The sequence below is a fragment of the Bacillus sp. FSL K6-3431 genome, from assembly GCF_038002605.1.
Classification (GTDB): Bacteria; Bacillota; Bacilli; order Bacillales; family Bacillaceae_C; genus Lederbergia.
In genome coordinates this window covers 326,307-343,353 of record NZ_JBBOCT010000001.1, presented here as the reverse complement: position 1 = coordinate 343,353, position 17,047 = coordinate 326,307, and the positions used below count along the sequence as shown (strand labels likewise).

At 35.8% G+C, this 17,047-nt stretch carries 14 protein-coding genes and 2 pseudogenes; 3 read left to right on the top strand and 13 right to left on the bottom strand.

Annotated features, from left to right (window positions below; all coding sequences use genetic code 11):
- Window positions 1–463 precede the first annotated feature (463 nt).
- Together MHB53_RS01665 and MHB53_RS01660 are read right to left on the bottom strand one after the other, a co-directional pair.
- Complete coding sequence (locus tag MHB53_RS01665; RefSeq protein WP_340915319.1) at window positions 464–3,055, bottom strand: ABC transporter permease; 2,592 nt, start codon at window positions 3,053–3,055, stop codon at window positions 464–466.
- The gene (locus MHB53_RS01660) at window positions 3,052–3,735 is read right to left on the bottom strand and encodes an ABC transporter ATP-binding protein (protein ID WP_340915317.1); all 684 of its coding nucleotides are present in this window, start codon (window positions 3,733–3,735) and stop codon (window positions 3,052–3,054) included. The genes MHB53_RS01665 and MHB53_RS01660 overlap by 4 nt, the downstream gene beginning before the upstream one ends.
- A 687-nt stretch (window positions 3,736–4,422) precedes the next feature.
- Here MHB53_RS01660 and MHB53_RS01655 point away from each other — a divergent pair.
- Both MHB53_RS01655 and MHB53_RS01650 read left to right on the top strand, forming a co-directional pair.
- Window positions 4,423–4,788: a hypothetical protein gene (locus tag MHB53_RS01655; protein ID WP_340915315.1), complete on the top strand. Its 366-nt coding sequence runs from the start codon at window positions 4,423–4,425 to the stop codon at window positions 4,786–4,788.
- A 414-nt stretch (window positions 4,789–5,202) separates the two neighbouring features.
- Complete coding sequence (locus tag MHB53_RS01650; protein WP_340915313.1) at window positions 5,203–5,910, top strand: DNA alkylation repair protein; 708 nt, start codon at window positions 5,203–5,205, stop codon at window positions 5,908–5,910.
- A gap of 189 nt (window positions 5,911–6,099) precedes the next feature.
- Here MHB53_RS01650 and MHB53_RS01645 read toward each other — a convergent pair whose 3' ends face one another.
- The 7 genes and pseudogenes from MHB53_RS01645 to MHB53_RS01615 all read right to left on the bottom strand — a co-directional run.
- On the bottom strand, window positions 6,100–7,101 hold the full coding sequence (locus MHB53_RS01645) for a sensor histidine kinase (RefSeq protein WP_340915312.1): 1,002 nt from the start codon (window positions 7,099–7,101) through the stop codon (window positions 6,100–6,102).
- Between the two features lies 1 nt (window position 7,102).
- Complete coding sequence (locus MHB53_RS01640; protein ID WP_340915310.1) at window positions 7,103–7,786, bottom strand: response regulator transcription factor; 684 nt, start codon at window positions 7,784–7,786, stop codon at window positions 7,103–7,105.
- Window positions 7,787–8,375: 589 nt separating this feature from the next.
- Window positions 8,376–9,509 (bottom strand): zinc-dependent alcohol dehydrogenase, encoded by a 1,134-nt coding sequence (locus MHB53_RS01635; protein WP_340915307.1) that lies wholly within the window; start codon window positions 9,507–9,509, stop codon window positions 8,376–8,378.
- Window positions 9,510–9,939: 430 nt separating this feature from the next.
- Entirely contained in the window at window positions 9,940–11,157 is a 1,218-nt protein-coding gene (locus tag MHB53_RS01630; protein WP_340915306.1) for an MFS transporter, read from the bottom strand.
- A gap of 21 nt (window positions 11,158–11,178) precedes the next feature.
- Entirely contained in the window at window positions 11,179–12,210 is a 1,032-nt protein-coding gene (locus MHB53_RS01625; RefSeq protein WP_340915304.1) for an ROK family transcriptional regulator, read from the bottom strand.
- Between the two features lie 164 nt (window positions 12,211–12,374).
- A complete protein-coding gene (locus MHB53_RS01620) occupies window positions 12,375–12,941 on the bottom strand; it encodes a maltose acetyltransferase domain-containing protein (protein WP_340915302.1) in 567 nt (188 codons plus the stop codon).
- A 599-nt stretch (window positions 12,942–13,540) separates the two neighbouring features.
- Window positions 13,541–13,678 (bottom strand): annotated as a pseudogene (locus tag MHB53_RS01615) (aldo/keto reductase); the annotation flags it as partial.
- Window positions 13,679–13,909: 231 nt separating this feature from the next.
- Here MHB53_RS01615 and MHB53_RS01610 point away from each other — a divergent pair.
- Window positions 13,910–14,044: pseudogene (locus MHB53_RS01610) on the top strand (sigma factor); the annotation flags it as partial.
- 442 nt (window positions 14,045–14,486) lie between these two features.
- Here the strand turns inward: MHB53_RS01610 and MHB53_RS01605 are convergent.
- From MHB53_RS01605 to MHB53_RS01590, 4 genes are all read right to left on the bottom strand, one after another.
- A complete protein-coding gene (locus tag MHB53_RS01605; RefSeq protein WP_340915300.1) occupies window positions 14,487–15,188 on the bottom strand; it encodes a GNAT family N-acetyltransferase in 702 nt (233 codons plus the stop codon).
- Window positions 15,131–15,352 carry a hypothetical protein gene (locus MHB53_RS01600; protein ID WP_340915298.1) on the bottom strand — a complete coding sequence of 74 codons (222 nt, stop codon included), beginning with the start codon at window positions 15,350–15,352 and terminating at the stop codon, window positions 15,131–15,133. Before MHB53_RS01600 ends, MHB53_RS01605 begins: the two co-directional genes overlap by 58 nt.
- Before the next feature lie 148 nt (window positions 15,353–15,500).
- Window positions 15,501–15,782: a CD3324 family protein gene (locus MHB53_RS01595; RefSeq protein ID WP_340915296.1), complete on the bottom strand. Its 282-nt coding sequence runs from the start codon at window positions 15,780–15,782 to the stop codon at window positions 15,501–15,503.
- A 615-nt stretch (window positions 15,783–16,397) separates the two neighbouring features.
- A complete protein-coding gene (locus MHB53_RS01590) occupies window positions 16,398–17,030 on the bottom strand; it encodes a type 1 glutamine amidotransferase family protein (RefSeq protein ID WP_340915295.1) in 633 nt (210 codons plus the stop codon).
- Window positions 17,031–17,047 lie beyond the last annotated feature (17 nt).

Here is a 17,047-nt window from a genome sequence, read left to right as displayed (position 1 = left end):
GGCACAACATCGCTGCATTAAAGTAATACTCGCTACGTTTTGACTTAGCAATACACAATGGGACAAAGTTTTGAGCGATTACTTTATGTAACTCGTTAGTCCCACTACTTTTGATAATGTTGGATACATCTTCCGGCTAGACTGGTAAACCACTAAGCCGAAAACCCAGCTCGTTTACTATTTCGGCAACTTTTAATATGCTTCCTACATAAGCATATTCTTTGATGACCATTCTTCTAACGTATTCGCATGAAAGCCTTCCACCAAATTTACAAATGCTTGAAGTTTTATGATTTCACTTTTTGCTTGTTTTTTTCACACTCATACTCCTCATGAATTAATATCTAAATATACCATTTATCATTTTTGAAAAGTAATAAAAGCAGTAATATTCCTTGTGGAATTTTCACTGCTTTTATACTTGTTTTTTATTATGCGGGTATCGCAAAAGAAAACGGCTTACTTATATACTTTCCTGCTTTAATGCATCAATAATATTTTCCTTTTTTACTTTTGCGCTAGAGTATAGCATCGCAGAACTTACAATGAGAAATACTGCTGCGATCACATAAAAAATATTCATCCAAGGTAAAGAAAAACCATAGTCAAAACTGTTCATCAATGCCCTGTGGATTAAATACATCACAATCATACTAATAGGAAGTCCGTACAATAATGACTTAATTCCATAAAAGATACTTTCATAATTGATCATTTTATTAAAGCCCTTTGGTGTCATCCCTACAGATTTTAACATCGCGAATTCTCTTTTCCGAAGTGAGATACTCGTTGAGATCGTATTAAAAATATTCGCAATCGATATCCCCGTAATGAGCACGATAAATCCATAAGTAAATACGGACATTAACAAGATCATCTGTTCTTCCTGTTGTCTGCCTTGATACACATTGTGAACATAGATATTGTCCTCTTTCATTTCCTCGATTTCCTGTTGTGTTGCCATTGGATCTGTACTTTTTAAGAAAAGCTTTGATCTAACATTAACATTACTCTTTTCACTAATCAGTTGATCCAATACTTGTTCAGAGACAATAATATTTATACTGCCTAACCCTCCTGGAAAAACTCCCATCGGAAATTGATCAGTCAATGCGGCGATTTGCACTGCGTTCAAATATTTCTCTTCTCCTGTTTTTTCATCTACATAATGGAAATTGAGGCTTTCGCCAATTTTGCTGTGAATAGCTTTTGTTTCAACAAATTTACCCGCTTCCATGTCCTCATAAGGAATCGTATCAATTACAATAGCAGATAATTTTTTTGTGTCTGTTAGCTGATTATAATCCGCATTAATCTTTTTTGCATATGCTTTTAGGCTCTTCTCATCTAATGCATGGATAATATTAAAGTAAGAATATTTTCCATTTTTGAGCATGCTCTTATCCTCCTCCACCATATCTTGCAGTTCATCAGCAATGGAGGATTGGTTAATCCAAGAGAACACACCCGCTTCTTTCATCACAGTAGATTGCGTTACATCATCAAGAGAAGCAATTGTATTCATTAATCGATCACCAGTATTTTCATCTTCTATCGATACTTCGATATCATAATTTACTCCATCTTGTGAGAGTACAAGTGATTTGGTTAAGCTGGAGGTGAAAAATGAAACGGCTAAAAATAGAACAATGCTTATAACGAGTGAGAATACAGTTGCTTGGTACCTACGTTTATTTCTTTTTAAGTTTTTCAAGCCTATTTCCGCTTCTATACCGAAAAGTTTGCGAATGAACTTTGACGTTTTTACCGCTTTACCTGTAAGCTTCACATCTGTCGTTTGTCGAATTGCATCAATAGCCGAGATTTTAGATGCTTTAATGGCTGGTAGATAGGTTGAAATAAAAATCGTCAGCATCGATACACCACATGCAATCAAGATCGATAATGGTGTGATGACTACCGTTAATTTTTCAGTAATCCCTAATGCCCCTTCAATGATGGAGTTAATAAACCAAAAGGTGATACCTATTCCAACTAGTCCAGCAATAACTCCGATTGGGATACTGATCAATCCAATGATAACTCCCTCAAAAAACACCGAGTTTCTCTTTTGCCTTTTTGTAGCTCCTACACTCGCGAGCATTCCTAAGTGACGAGAACGTTCGGAGACGGATATCGCAAAAGCATTATATATTAGTGAAACGGAGCCAATAATAATGATTGCCATAATGATTGCTGACAGTGAAAATAGTGTGCTACTCAAGCCATCATTATTCGTCACACCGTAATATCTCAGTAAGTTATTATTAAAATAAACTGTTTTTATTCCATTTTTCTTTGCTAATTCTTCCGCATGACCATACAGCTCACCTTTAACTTTGTTTAATACAACTGTAGCATCGACTGAGTCATATACCCCAACCATCCTTTCATCTATATAAGATATGATCGTATAACCCGGTGCCCATGTAGGTTCCCATATGGGACGTTTAATGAAACCAACTACAGTATAGTTTTCGGTTGTTTTATTTTTTATTGTTTCTATTATTTCATCATTCTTGATTTCTAATGAATAAGTCTGATCTAATGGCGTATCATCCCCTTCAGTTTTGATTCGTTCACCAACATCAAGAGTTAGAATATCGTCCAATTCATATTTAACTTTTGCATTAGTAGAAATTCCTTCCGAAATAACCACCTCATTGGCTGCTTTCGGAAGCCTTCCTTCACTTAATTCAATCGGAAATTGTTTAAAACCTTCTTTGTTATACTCCTTGATAAATAAATACGGTTTGTTATCATTTTGGCTTCCTTTCAAGAATGCGTAGCCACGATCCTTTGAAATGACAACTTCTTTTGTTGCTTCATCGTTTTTAATCGCTTCCAGCTGATTTTTGTTCACATCCTTGTAAAGGACATGCCATTCACCCCCATCAGCGATTGTCTGCTTTTGCATTAATTCCATAAAAGAAACACCAAGCGTGGCAACGGCCGTCACCATTGCTACAGAAATAATAACACCAATGATCGTCACAAGCGTTCGTCTCTTGTTTTGCTTCAAATGTCTTACAGTTAATTTATTAACAATATTCACGGGCGGATCACCTCGTCCTTAGCAATCCTACCATCTTGAATAGAGATAATCCTGTCCGCTTGTAAAGCAATCCGTTCGTCATGCGTAATAATAATTAGCGTTTGATTATAGGTTTTATTAAACATTTTTAATAAATCAATGATTTCTCCACTATTCTTACTGTCCAGATTACCAGTTGGCTCATCTGCCAACATAATTGCCGGATTACTTATTAACGCTCTACCAATCGAAACCCTTTGTTGTTGACCACCTGAAAGTTGATTTGGCAAATGGCTTAAGCGTTTTTGTAAATTTAATGTTTGTACAATATTATCAAACTGTTTCTGATCTACTTTATGTTCATCAAGTAACAGTGGTAGCGTAATATTCTCTTCAACCGTTAGGACTGGAATCAAATTATAAAACTGATAAATCAAACCAATTTGTCTACGGCGAAATATCGCTAGCTGTGTTTCATTTAGTTGATAAATATCTGTATTATCTACTAGTACTTTTCCGCTTGTTGGTCTATCTACACCCCCAAGCATATGCAATAGCGTTGATTTACCCGAACCAGATGGACCAATAATTGCAAGAAACTCCCCTTTTTTCACTGAGAAAGAAACATCATCAAGCGCCTTAACCGCTGTTTCGCCTTTCCCATAGACTTTAGACAGATTTTCTATTTTTAAGATATCCATATTGTAAAACCTCCATAATTTTGCTGATGGTTATAGTTTATCTGTCTAAAATGACTTTCAAGTGACTATAAAATGACAATTTAGTCACTTAGTTCGCACCACTTCTAACAGTTTCATTTTTCTCGTCGTAAACCGCTATCTATCATAGTATAACAAAAATAGTTTCAGTCAATTTCATGTGGTTTCGGAAAACGCGTGAAGTTAATGTGAGTTTCGTGAGTTATTTTCAAATCCTCTTTATCTACTAAAAAGGGGATTTTTCTTTTTCCGTATCTTTTTGACCTTCTATACATAGGTTACCTATGTATACATGTGATATAATGACATTAAAATTAGTCCTTCAATAAAGGTTGGTGTATTGGCGTATTGACGACGGAAGTTTAAGACTTTTTCCTGATAACTGAAGCAATATAAAAATAGTGATTACCATATTAGAATCCGAATAACGTTGATTTGCGCTCCAGACGGACGCTTTCCGCAGGGCGGGCGGTGAGCCTCCTCGATTAGCGGGGTCTCACCTGTCCCGCTAATCCCGCAGGAGTCGCCGCCTTTCGCTCCAATCAACCTATATAGAAGATAAGCTATCATTGAGATTTCATATCAAAAGTAGGCTTTTAAGTTTATAGAACGAACTGGGCAGGTTAGTGAAGCTACTCAGCATACTGACTGAAAGGAAAGGAAAATAAAATGGAGTGGAATGACGATTACATCGAAGACATAGAAAAAACTAAATTTCTAACTAAAATCGGCTGTCTTTTTTGGATAATAATAGGAACCTTAGTTATTTTACTAATTACTTGGAATTTATATCATACAATTTACCCAATTCAGTTAATGGTCAGCCATTCTCCTACTAATAAAAATAAAATTGAGATTGTTAGGATAGAAGATTTCCCAGACCCTACCCTTAGAATTAATTATGATAATAAACAAATTACAAAAACTACATTAGCCGATAAAATATCTATAGAATGGAAAAATGATTATGAAGCTAATGTTATGCTTACTAAGCATGAAAGAGAACCAGACATAGTTAAGATAGAATTTAAATAGGTAGTTGGTACAGCAATGACCACGAAAATGCAGTCGATCTTCAACTAGGTGCTTTAGCAAGACATGAAGAATCCATTAATACCAAAAAATCAATCCGTCCAAAATGAATCGATCACATTTAATCATTAATCCTTACCAACACCTGGCTATTTAATGGAGTAAGGCTTGATCCTAAGGCTTGATCCTAAGCCTTGTAAGCAACTGTAATAGAAGGTATTGTAAAACATTATTTTTCTTACCACTAGTTCGAGAACATAGTGGTAACATGCATTAAGTGGATCCCTGCATAACACTCCTGCGTTTAGACGCTAGTTTTGCTGACAAATGGTAGTCTACTATAGGATAATGGAGATGTATTTATCGGCAAAATATTAGGGGAAAAGGAAAACCCAAAAAAGAAGGAAGTGCTAAACGATGAATTTAGAAATGGCTATGCAGGAGCTTGAAGCCCTTGGCAAGGAACGAACTAAAAAAATGTACGTATCCAATGGTGCACATGAGCCGCTTTTTGGTGCGGCAACAGGTGCAATGAAGCCAATAGCTAAGAAAATAAAAATAAATCAAACTTTAGCTGAAGAGCTTTATGCCACAGGGAACTACGACGCAATGTACTTTGCAGGCATTATTGCAGATCCAAAGGTAATGACTGAGTCGGATTTTGATCGTTGGATGGATTCGGCATATTTTTATATGCTATCCGATTATGTGGTAGCAGTAACTTTAGCGGAAGCAGATATTGCACAAGAAGTTGCTGATAAATGGATCGCAAGCGGTAAAGAGCTGAGAATGTCAGCAGGCTGGAGTTGCTATTGTTGGCTTTTAGGAAATCGCTTAGACGTTGAATTTTCCGAGAGCAAGATTGCCAACATGATTGAAATGGTAAAAAATACAATTCACGATTCGCCGGAACGAACAAAATCTGCTATGAATAATTTTTTATACACTGTTGGGGTTTCATATTTGCCGCTCCATGAAAAGGCGCTTGAAACTGCAAAGATAGTAGGCCCAGTTGAAGTCAAACGGGACAAGAAAAAAAGTAGTTTCCTACACGCATACGAAAGTATTCAAAAGGAAGTAGTTAAAGGGAAGCTTGGTTTCAAACGCAAATATGTAAGATGTTAAACAATAGCCTCGCATTATGAACGGTTTTCCATTATCTAGGGAGTTGATCAAGGATGGATCGACGCCCTTTTTTTGTTGTAGTTTTAAACATTTTTATATTATTAAATTTCACTAGTATTGCATTAATTTAGAGGCGCATGGGTTTGTGTATTTAATTGATTTAAAAAATGGCAATTTAGTCACTTAGTTTTAAATCACTTGTTTGTAAAATTTAATCCGAAACTGTGTGCCAGTTTCTTTGTCACTTCTCACATCAATATCACCGTTTTGACTTGTAATAATGCTGTGCGCCATCGCTAGGCCAATGCCGATACTTCCATCACTTGCGTTCTTTCCTTTATAGAAGCGTTTAAAAATGTGGCGGATATCCTCTTCGGCGATTCCTTTACCATTATCAGTAATGACAATTTCTGTAAACAAAGGGTTTTCCGAATACAAAATATCGATTGCACCATCTTCATGCGTATGCTCCACACAGTTTTTTAATATATTGATCACAGCTTCGGCTGTCCAATTGAGGTCACCGAGGAATGTGACAGTGTCGTCACCTTTTATCGAAACGGTTTGTTGTTTAATATCCAACGGAATGAGAATCGGCTCTAATGCTTTTTGAATCAACTTTTCGACTACTATTGATTCTTTTTTGAATTGCGCTGTACCCGCATCGATTTTAGATAGCTTTAATAAGGACGAAACAAGCCATTCAATCCGTTCAAGCTGAATCCGAATATTGCGAGTAAACTCTGTTTTTTTCGTTTCTGGTAGATCAGAATCACTTAATAAATCAGCCATTACCATCATGGATGTAAGGGGTGTTTTAAGCTGATGGGATATATCTGAAATGGCGTCTGTCAAATGCATTTTATCTTGACGTAATAGCGATCCTTGTTCTGACAGCATTAGTGTCACTTTATACATATCGCTCTTCAAAATACTAAGCTCACCTTCTTCATTATCACGGACATCAAGCGTGTAGTCTCCAGCGCTAATTTGACGCAAATAGCTAGAAAGCTTTTCGATTTCACGATATCTCCAGCGCGTAAATAGAACACTACATCCGATTAGTAGTGTAGAAGTGATAAGAATAAATAGAATCGAAATCGGCGAAATGAAAATTGCTACGCCTATTACTACCAAGCTGATCAAGCACATTACTAGTAAATAAATGTGAATCTCTTTATTCCGAAGCATGCTAATCACCAACCTTATAACCCAAGCCACGTATTGTTTTGATAATCGTTGGAGTTTGTGGATGGTCCTCTAACTTTTCACGTAGCCTTTTTATGTACACCGTTAATGTATTATCATTCACAAAGTCCCCTGCCACATCCCAAATCTGCTCTAAAAGTTGGCTTCTCGATAGCACCTGTCCGAGATGATTAGCAAAAATAAGTAATAAACGATACTCTAAAGCAGTCAAGGATATTTCAACATCATTTTTAAAAACTTTCCCTTCAAGCGTATTGATTCGAATATTTTCTATTTCAATCAGCGTTTTTGTCTGATTTTGCTTTTGATATCTTCTCAATACCGATTTGATCCTTGAAAGTAGCTCACGAATTCGAAAAGGTTTTGTTATATAATCATCTGCCCCCATATCAAGACCCATCACAACATTGACCTCATCATCAATCGCTGTTAAAAATATCACAGGAATATCACTTCGTTCTTTGACGATCTTACACAATTCATAACCACTTCCATCTGGTAGCGATAAATCAAATAAACATAAAGCAATTTGATCTAATTCTTTCGCAAGTACCTTTTTCGCGGAGGTGATATCGTAGCAAAGAACAGTAGAAAATTGTTCTTGTTGCAGCGAATATTCCAATCCGGATGCGATTATTTTATCATCTTCCACTAGCAAAATTTTCATCTATTTGACCATCCTAACTCGAAAAGCAAAATGACAATTTCACTCATCATATTTCAAATCATTTATTTAATTCACACTGAATATTCTAATCTATCACACAAAAATCCGAATTTTATATAAAGAATACAATCTAATAACAAGAATAAACCAATACCATCATTTGGTAAATAGATTGTACTATTAAGGCGATTAAAAGTATAGCATGGGTGACAATAGCAAGAAGAATGAAAGGTATAAATGCTGAAGTGGTCGGAGATCACATTCAAAAAATTTGGAAGATCGCTCTGTACACATTCGATTATCACAAATAGTTTATTTGAGGGTCTAGCGTCTCATAGCAGAAGTCAATTAAGGCCACATGTGATAGTATGCGCTAGCCGAGAAGGGTAAAAGAACAGTGGCCTCCCTTGAACACCAAGAGGTTTTCTGTTTTATTGTTTATTAAAATTTTATAAGGAGTTGAAAATCAAGGCTTTATTCTCAATAGAAGCCTACCAGCATATATTTCAAACTTAGATAAAAACTAAGTGTCGGCCCCCTCTAATACTTCTTTTGCGTTAAAAAGTGTTAAAAGGGACAGGGCACTACACTATGGTTTTAATACAACTTTTATACAATTATCTTCCTTTTTATTAAAAATATGATATCCGTGCGAGGCATCTTCCAACGGCAAAGTATGAGTAATGATTTTTGTAGGATCTATCTCACCATTCTTTATTTTATCGTACAAGTATGGCATATAGTGACGCGCCGGTGCCTGTCCCATTTTTATGGTAATGTTTCGAACGAAAAAAGGACCTAATGGGAACATATTATATAAACCACCATAAACCCCTGTAATTTGTAATATTCCACCTTTCCGGACAGCCTTTGTAGCGATTTGAATTGGGCCAAGCGTTCCCCCTTGGAGTTTTAATTTCTGCTCTACCCACTCAAGTGGAGACTTTTTACCATCCATCCCTACGCAATCAATCACAACATCTGCTCCACCGCTTGTTAACTCCTTTAAGGTTTCTCCCATATCATCATACTCGGTAAAATTAAATACTTCAGTCTTATTCATCTTCCTTGAATGCTCGAGCCGATTAGAAATATAATCTACAGCAATAACACGCTCTGCCCCTTTCTCCCACGCAAATTGTTGAGTCATTAACCCGATTGGCCCGCAACCTAATACAATGACAGTATCTCCCTTTTTTACTCCTGCATGATCAACACTCCAGTAGGCGGTAGGAAGCACATCCGATAAAAATAATAAGGACTCATCTTCTAATTCGCAATCCTTTGGAATGACAAAAGGGGTAAAGTTACCAAAAGGGACCCGTAAATACTCAGCTTGTCCACCGGGATAATTACCGAATTTTTCAGAATATCCTAAGTAACCTCCTGAATCATAGTGGGGATTAGAGTTGTCACATTGACTTTCTAAATCTTGTTGACAGTATTGACATGTGCCACATGCCACTGTAAATGGAATGACTACACGATCTCCTTTTTTCACACTTGTAACATCAGGACCCACTTCTTCAACAATTCCCATCGGTTCATGCCCAATAACATAACCGATAGGTAAAGGAAAATTCCCTTGATACAAATGAAGGTCCGATCCACATATTGCTGTTGAAGTCACTTTAATAATAACGTCTTCACGATCTTGTATCTTTGGTGCTTCTACTTTTTTTACGGCAATTTCATATTTCCCTTGATATGTGACAGCTTTCATTTGACTCCTCCTAACATTTTATGGGCCTTCTAAATGTATTTGCGGTCATCCTGTTATTACAGAACAGACTTTATAACGTTTTTATTATATACAATTATTATTTCAAATTTCCAACTGAATATTCTAGTCATTGATGAATTCATCATTAATTGTATATTACTTAGTATGTGTTCATTATGTTGAAGGCTTTTTGTTTAATACCCTATTCGAAAAATATTCAGCAGACATCAAATGATTCCATCCTTTGTAAAGTTCCTGAGACACCAATACTTTAAAAAGTTATAGAGATCAAATTAGCTTTGTACCATCTGGAAAGGTAGCTTGTAATGTTAATAAAACCAACCTTTTCTTTTACTACAATAGGAGATCACAAATGCCTAATTTAAATAAAAGTAGCATCAGGAAACCGCCATTGCCTGATGCTACTCTTTTAGACTTTTAAATCAACATTTTCCTTACCATGAAATAGTCGGTTTTTCATCAATGTATTCACTTTTTCAGAACTAATGAGCATCGCGAGAATGTAAACTACGATAAAAACCGAGAAAATACCTATAGATAATTGCGATGCTATTAAGCCAAGAAGTGGTGGCAACAAGGTACTTCCAGTATAGGCAACAGCCATTTGATAACCCATAATCGTTTGAGAATGTTCTTTACCAAAACGGGCAGGTGTCTCATGGAGCATGCACGGATAAATAGGCGCCAATCCTAATCCAACAAAAATAAAACCTACAAGCGAGAAATTAACTGGTATTGGCAATAATAAAAGGATAGCTCCTATCAATGCTGTGATTTGGCCTGCCCGTATGAGAATTCGATTACTTATTTTTAATGTGATAAATCCTGTAACAAATCTACCAATTGTAATACCTGCGTAAAAAAAGGAAATCCATTTTGCTGCCACTGCCGGGGACAGTTCTTTTATATTCACGAGAAAACTACTTCCCCATAAACCCATCGTTGACTCCACACCACAATAAAAGAAAAATGATATAAACGCTAGCTTGACCCCTTTAATTTGTAATGGTTTCACATGTTGAAGCTTCACATCAGGTGTGTGATCCGAAACCTCCCCTATATCTACTTGTCTATTTTTCGCAATCTTATTCCATAATGGAAGAGTAATTAATAGAAGTACTACCAAAGCAAACTGAATGATTGCAATGGCAACATAACCGCTTCTCCATGAAAATTGACCTGAAATAAATACTGACATAATAATGGGTCCAAGGGTGGCACCGACTCCCCAGAAGCAATGTAGCCAACTCATATGATGGGCTTTATAATGTGTCGCAACATAATTATTTAAAGCTGCATCGACAGCTCCTCCACCTAATCCAAGTGGTATAGCACATATAATTAACCATATAAGAGATGATGAAAAAGAAAAACCTAATAATGCAATAGCCGTCATTAACACACTGATGACAGTGACTTTGCCCGTCCCTAGCACTTTAATAACCGCCCCACTAGCTAAACTGGAGACGATTGTTCCACCGGCAATAATCATATACAGAAATCCAGCGGTCTCAAGTGGTAGTCCATAATCAGACTGCATGACTGGCCACGCAGCCCCCAACATTGAATCCGGCAATCCTAAGCTAATAAAAGCCATATAAATGATGATTAAAAAGAATGTTGCCATAGTATATATCCTCTCTGAGTTTTAATTGTTAGTAATCATACGGTCAAGCGCAAGATGCTGTAATCCATTAAGATAGTCCTCTTTCCAATTACTTAAAACAAGTCTTGGAAGATGTTCTTTCGGCACATACTGAGCAGTTTCTATAGCAACACGGTCAAGCGTTATCTCATTCATTTCTTCTTTGGAAAAAATGATTTCATGCGGATTAATAATGGCAACGAACGAAGCGATTAAACGACCCAGCGCTTGTATTTCAAGCTCCCTACTCATACGGATCTTTTCCATACTTTTCTTGTCCCTCTGTTCTAATGCTTGAAGGAGATTACGGTCATCATATAATGGTACAAAAGAAATTTCTCCGGTAAAAAACGTACTTCCTCTGACTACATCGCCATTGATGAGGATACCAGCTCCGGGACCATTCTTTCCAGAATATACATACACAAGTGACTGATTTTCCACTCTTTTGTTCATGATATGAAAGCCTAAAACAGCAGCATTCATGTCGTTCTCTACGACCACAGGTATGGAAAACAAGTCTTCATAATAGTCTTTCAGATCAAATTCATGAAAACCCTCATAATTTGGTATATAAAATATTCGGCCATTATCGACTGCACCTGGTACACCAATCGCGATTGAACTGATTTTCGGAAATGTTAAAATGGTCTTTTTGATCAGTTCTGTTAATGAATCAAGATCATCTTGAACCATGACTACTTCTGTCCCTTTTTCCTTCACTTCACCCACACAATTAAAAATAGTATATACTGTTTTATCTTCTTCTAAGAAAAGTGCCAAACCTAGCATATAATCGGGATTATATGTATATCGTTGCGCTCTTCTACCTCCACTCGAATCATCCAAGCCAACCTCATACACTTCTCCTTCTTTTTCCATTTGAGCAATGACCTTACTGACAGTCGGAAAGCTAATATCTAAATGCTGGCTAATTTCTACCTTAGTAGCACTTTCCAGTTGCAACAAGGTTGTTCGAATAGCACGTGGAATGACCTTTTTCATAGATTTTGGGGTAGTAAATTCTTTATCCATAAGTTCACCCTCTTAATCAATTATTAAAAAAGATGGAATAGAATCATATTATATTGCCACATATTCAATTTTCGTGGACATTGCTTTGTTAGTGAACTTAATATAAATATTGGTATTGGGACTTCTAAACATAGAAACCCATCCCACAGTCTTAACGAGTTAGCTTATTTCACTTCGATTTGTTTAATTATTCTCGCGGGATTGCCACCTACAACAACATTATCTGGTACATCCTTTGTGACGACTGCTGCAGATGCAATGACCACGTTATTCCCAATGGTAACACCCGGATTGATTGTTGTTACTCTGCCACCAATCCAAACATTGTTTCCGATCGTAACTGGTTTTCCAAACTCTGGTCCCGCAATTCGTTCATTTGGGTCTAACGGATGTGTAGCCGTATAAATATGTACCCCAGGAGCAAGTAAACAATTATTACCTATCCGCACTTCACAAACATCTAATATTACACAATCATAATTCGCATAAAAATTTTCTCCAACATGGATATTATAACCATAATCACATTTAAAACTTGGTTCAATGTGGATAATATCTCCAGTTGAACCAAAAAGATCATTTAATAGTCCCTTTCGTATGCTCTCTTCCGTTTCTATTGTTTGATTAAATAAACGGCTCAGTCTCCGTGCATTTATGCGATCACTCGTTAATTCCGTATCGCTAGCATCATATAACTCACCATTCAGCATTTTTTCTTTTTCAGATGTCATATTGTGTTCCCCTTTCTAGCAATTTAAATATAGTAGGGCTCAACTTATTAAAGATCTTTAATAAGTATTTTTAGAATACCATACTATGTAAAAAGAGCAATAAAAAGATGCCTGTCATTTTGGTCGACAATTTGCGCATACTTTAAGTGCTATTTTGCACATCCTACTTTAAAAACTTAGCTAGCTTCACACGAGAAGATTAGCTGGGTTTTTAAAGTATTTACATCCAATCATCTATAGAACTATTCTGATCGGTTTAGTAAAAAGGCGACTGCTCAATGTTTCGCAATCGCGATTGTTGAAGATCAAAAGCTGTTGATACTGTCTCGTACTTATCGACTGGCTCATCAACGGTTACAAGATTTAAACGAACGGTTATCTGACGATTAATCTAAAAAGAGGGATGCGCTATCGCGAACGCGCCCTCTTCTTAGATTGTATAATTTTAGGATTATCACCCAAAACGTATTAACATTAGAAAATAGATTAAAGTGATAGACACGAACTTTTATTAACTTCGTGTCTTTTTTGGCATTATCATGTTTTTTTATTGGTGCGTACAATTCTCGAACAGCTTCAAATAATTTTCCTAAAACAATAATATCACCACTTTTACAAAACTTTGTTGCAATGAATATCTCGTATTCCTTCCCTTTGGTCGCTTTAGCTAACAGCTTTTCACTGCCATCACCATAAACATCTGCAGTATCAAAAAAATTAACACCTTGACCTGTTGCATAAACCAAAGCTTACAATGACTCTTAATCATTCGTTTTTCCCCCAAGCTTCGCCAATCGCCTAGTTTTCGATACTTCATTGTTATACCTACTGAAACATATTAATCTCATAAAAATAATAGCACTTACAACACAGTATATTTATATTGTAAAGTAACCTATGTGAATATGATGGAATTTATAATATTTTAAATTGATGTACTATTTTACTTTTTTTAGCGAACAGCATTCCTGTATGTGAAAAATGAAAGTGACTCTCTAGACATTGTTCAAGGTACGATTTACAAAGCGTACCTATCAATTGCAAATCTAAAGGACTCTTCATACTTCTCTACTTGGCTGACTCGGATCTTAATTAACACTGCATCACATTGATTTTAACACAGAAAAATATGGAGATATTTTAAAGGCGAGTTATACCTTTATGAGGCAAATTTCTACTTTGTTACACAATCCTGCTGCTTAACTACAAGATCTTTAGTTAACGTTAATTTTAATATAATATTCCATTTAACCATTTGAAATTCAAAGAAAAAGACCGCCAAAATTGATGATCTTCTTGTTCTTAATTATATCAACTTTCCTGATTCTTAAGTTCAATAAGAAAAACCGAAATGTAAATCATTCCGGTACATTTCTTTTATAAACGGTTAAACTTTTTTCAAAACGGTACGACTTTCTTTTAAACAGTACAACTTTGTTTCAAGCCGACATCGCGCCCGATTGTTGAAGTTTCTTTTTCGAAAACCCGCATTTTTGATACATCTCTATAACAAAATTGTAGGTATAAAGGGTGTCCAATCTGGCTCTATTTTAAACGGTGAAATGATTTTGTTTGAGCGAATTGTTCAAAACCAATAGACTTGTAAAGCTCACATGCATCTGGGGAAGTACAAACCACAACTGCCGTTTTTTCCCCCTTTTCACTCAACGCATTGAGAGCAAGCTTACAGACTGAACTGGCTAACCTCATTCTCCTAAATCTCGGATCCGTTCCAACAGGTTCCAGTAACCCCACCTTGTTAACTTCATCAAACCAAATTAAACAAGATGCTACGAACTCACCATTTGGGGATTTTATTACCCAATCAAGAGAAGAATCATAAGGATAGGTATTCATAACGTTCAAGTAACTTTCTTCTGTGACTCTGGATTTATGAAATGCAGCCCTATGTACTGCCACACGATTTGTTAAATCCTCAGAACCCTTGATATGGCGACCTTTAAACTTATCTGGCAATTGAACAGGGAATGAACAACTATCCAATGAAATTTTTGTGAGGACTTCTGGATTTTCTGCTAATGGGTTGAATAAAGAATCTTCTAAGGCTGAAATAAGATGCGACTCCGTTTCTAGGACAGTCACTTTTTGCTCATTGGTTTTAGTTATTTTATCAAACCAGTCAATGACATCCTTGGCCACCTCAGGAAAATCGGGATCAACTTGACATATTAACTCACCAGGTTTTTGAATCCATCCCCAAGCAACGGGATTCCATCCATTTCCCAAATTACAGTATCCCAATCATCCTCGCGTCCAGCGTGTCGGTAGCGTTGCCAAGCTAAATCGCCTATATGGTAATTAGGTTCCAGTGACCATATAGCTTGTGTGATTTTCTGCATCCGTTTTAAATCATTTGAATCCTTGTAAGTTCGAATTACAGGTTTACTCATTTATCTAACGTCCTCGAGAAATGTTTCTTTCTACCCTTGTATTTATTTTAAAATCTACATCAGCATTTATAAATAGAAATAATTACTAGGAAACAAAGTTACCATAAAAAAGCACTGATTATCTTTAATAAGAAACCAGTGCTAGTTGCTACCTTTTTGAATAAACGATTTTTTTTATTGTATCGGTTGAAAGAAAATAATCTTGAGCCAATTGACTAATGCACTTGCCATTATAATATTCATTTATTATATAAGCATTTCTTTCATCGTTTTTCTTCCTTCCGCCTGAAAGCAAGCCACATTTTTGATAAGTGCACGTTTGTTTCGGTATATAAATCGTTCTACCCTGAACGTATTTTTGAATCTCAACTATTTGAATCTCAACTAAAAGTTCTTCAGGTAAAATAGTAGTTGCTTTTACATATTTCACTTTTGCCAGCCCCTTATTTATTTTTGGTAATTAAAATAAGGTGCAAAGCCAAGTATTTTTGATGTAATTATTCAATAGGCGATTGTTTTAATTACTACCAACTCATACAGGAATCGCCATTCTAATACTGAGCTTTGCATGAGTTCTTGCGGATTTTGTCAATACGAAGTTATTCTGCATTTTTACAACTCCCTTCTTACTTTATTTATCTTTATTAAATAAATTTCAATTTTAATCGAATCCCATAAACTTAATTACTATTCTACATGAATACGTGAAAGCTTTCCTCCACAATCTGGCCCTTTAACGGAATAACTTATTGTCACTCAACAGTCCCTTAATCGTTCTTTCAATTCAGATGTTCTTTTCCTTTTCACTATAAATACACCTCTTTAAGTAACCATCTAAAGGGGGAGGGGAGAGCATCGCAACATTTTTATAAACCTCGCAACTTTATTTTAAATTCACAGTATAAAGAACGAAAGTTCAAGTTGCATTTATACTGTTTATTAAGGTCTTTATTTTAAGTTATATACAAAAACCATGCTTAGACATCGTCTAAAGCATGGTAATTATTTAAACTAATATTAAACTGCTAAGTTGATTTTTTTCAGCTCATCCGCTTATTGAATCCATTAACTGGAAGAAGTATTCAGGTTTATGAGTCTTATTAAGCTTATACCATGAATGCAATGTATCTGGTGCAAACACATCTAATTTTTTCATTACTTCCATCGAAAATTTCAGAGGAGCTACTCCTGATGCAGTAACCAAATTCTCGCCAGATACTACAGGTTCCATCTCATAAAATTTTTCTCCTTTATAATTAGGACAGACCATTTTAGTATATTCTAAGTCATTGCTTGTATGCTTTCTAGAATCTAGATATCCAACATTTGCTAGTCCCTCAGTTGCACCACAAATTGCAGCAACAATAGTGCCAAGCTTTAAAGCCACGCCAATTTTTTTCAAAATAGGTTGATGAATATCTTCTCCCCAAGTATTCCCTCCAGGTAAAATTATAAGATCCGTACTCTCAAGAGTACACTCATCAAGGGAAATATCTGGTTTTATGCTCAGTCCTCCCATCGTAGTAATAATTTCTTTATTAGCTCCTACTGTAATTACTTTTAAAGGTGCTATATCTTTTTTGAAATATCTTCCTGAGTTTAGTTCAGCAATTAAATATCCATATTCCCAGTCCGACATTGTATTAAATACATAAAGAAAAACTTTTTTTGTTTGCATCCAATAACACTCCAATC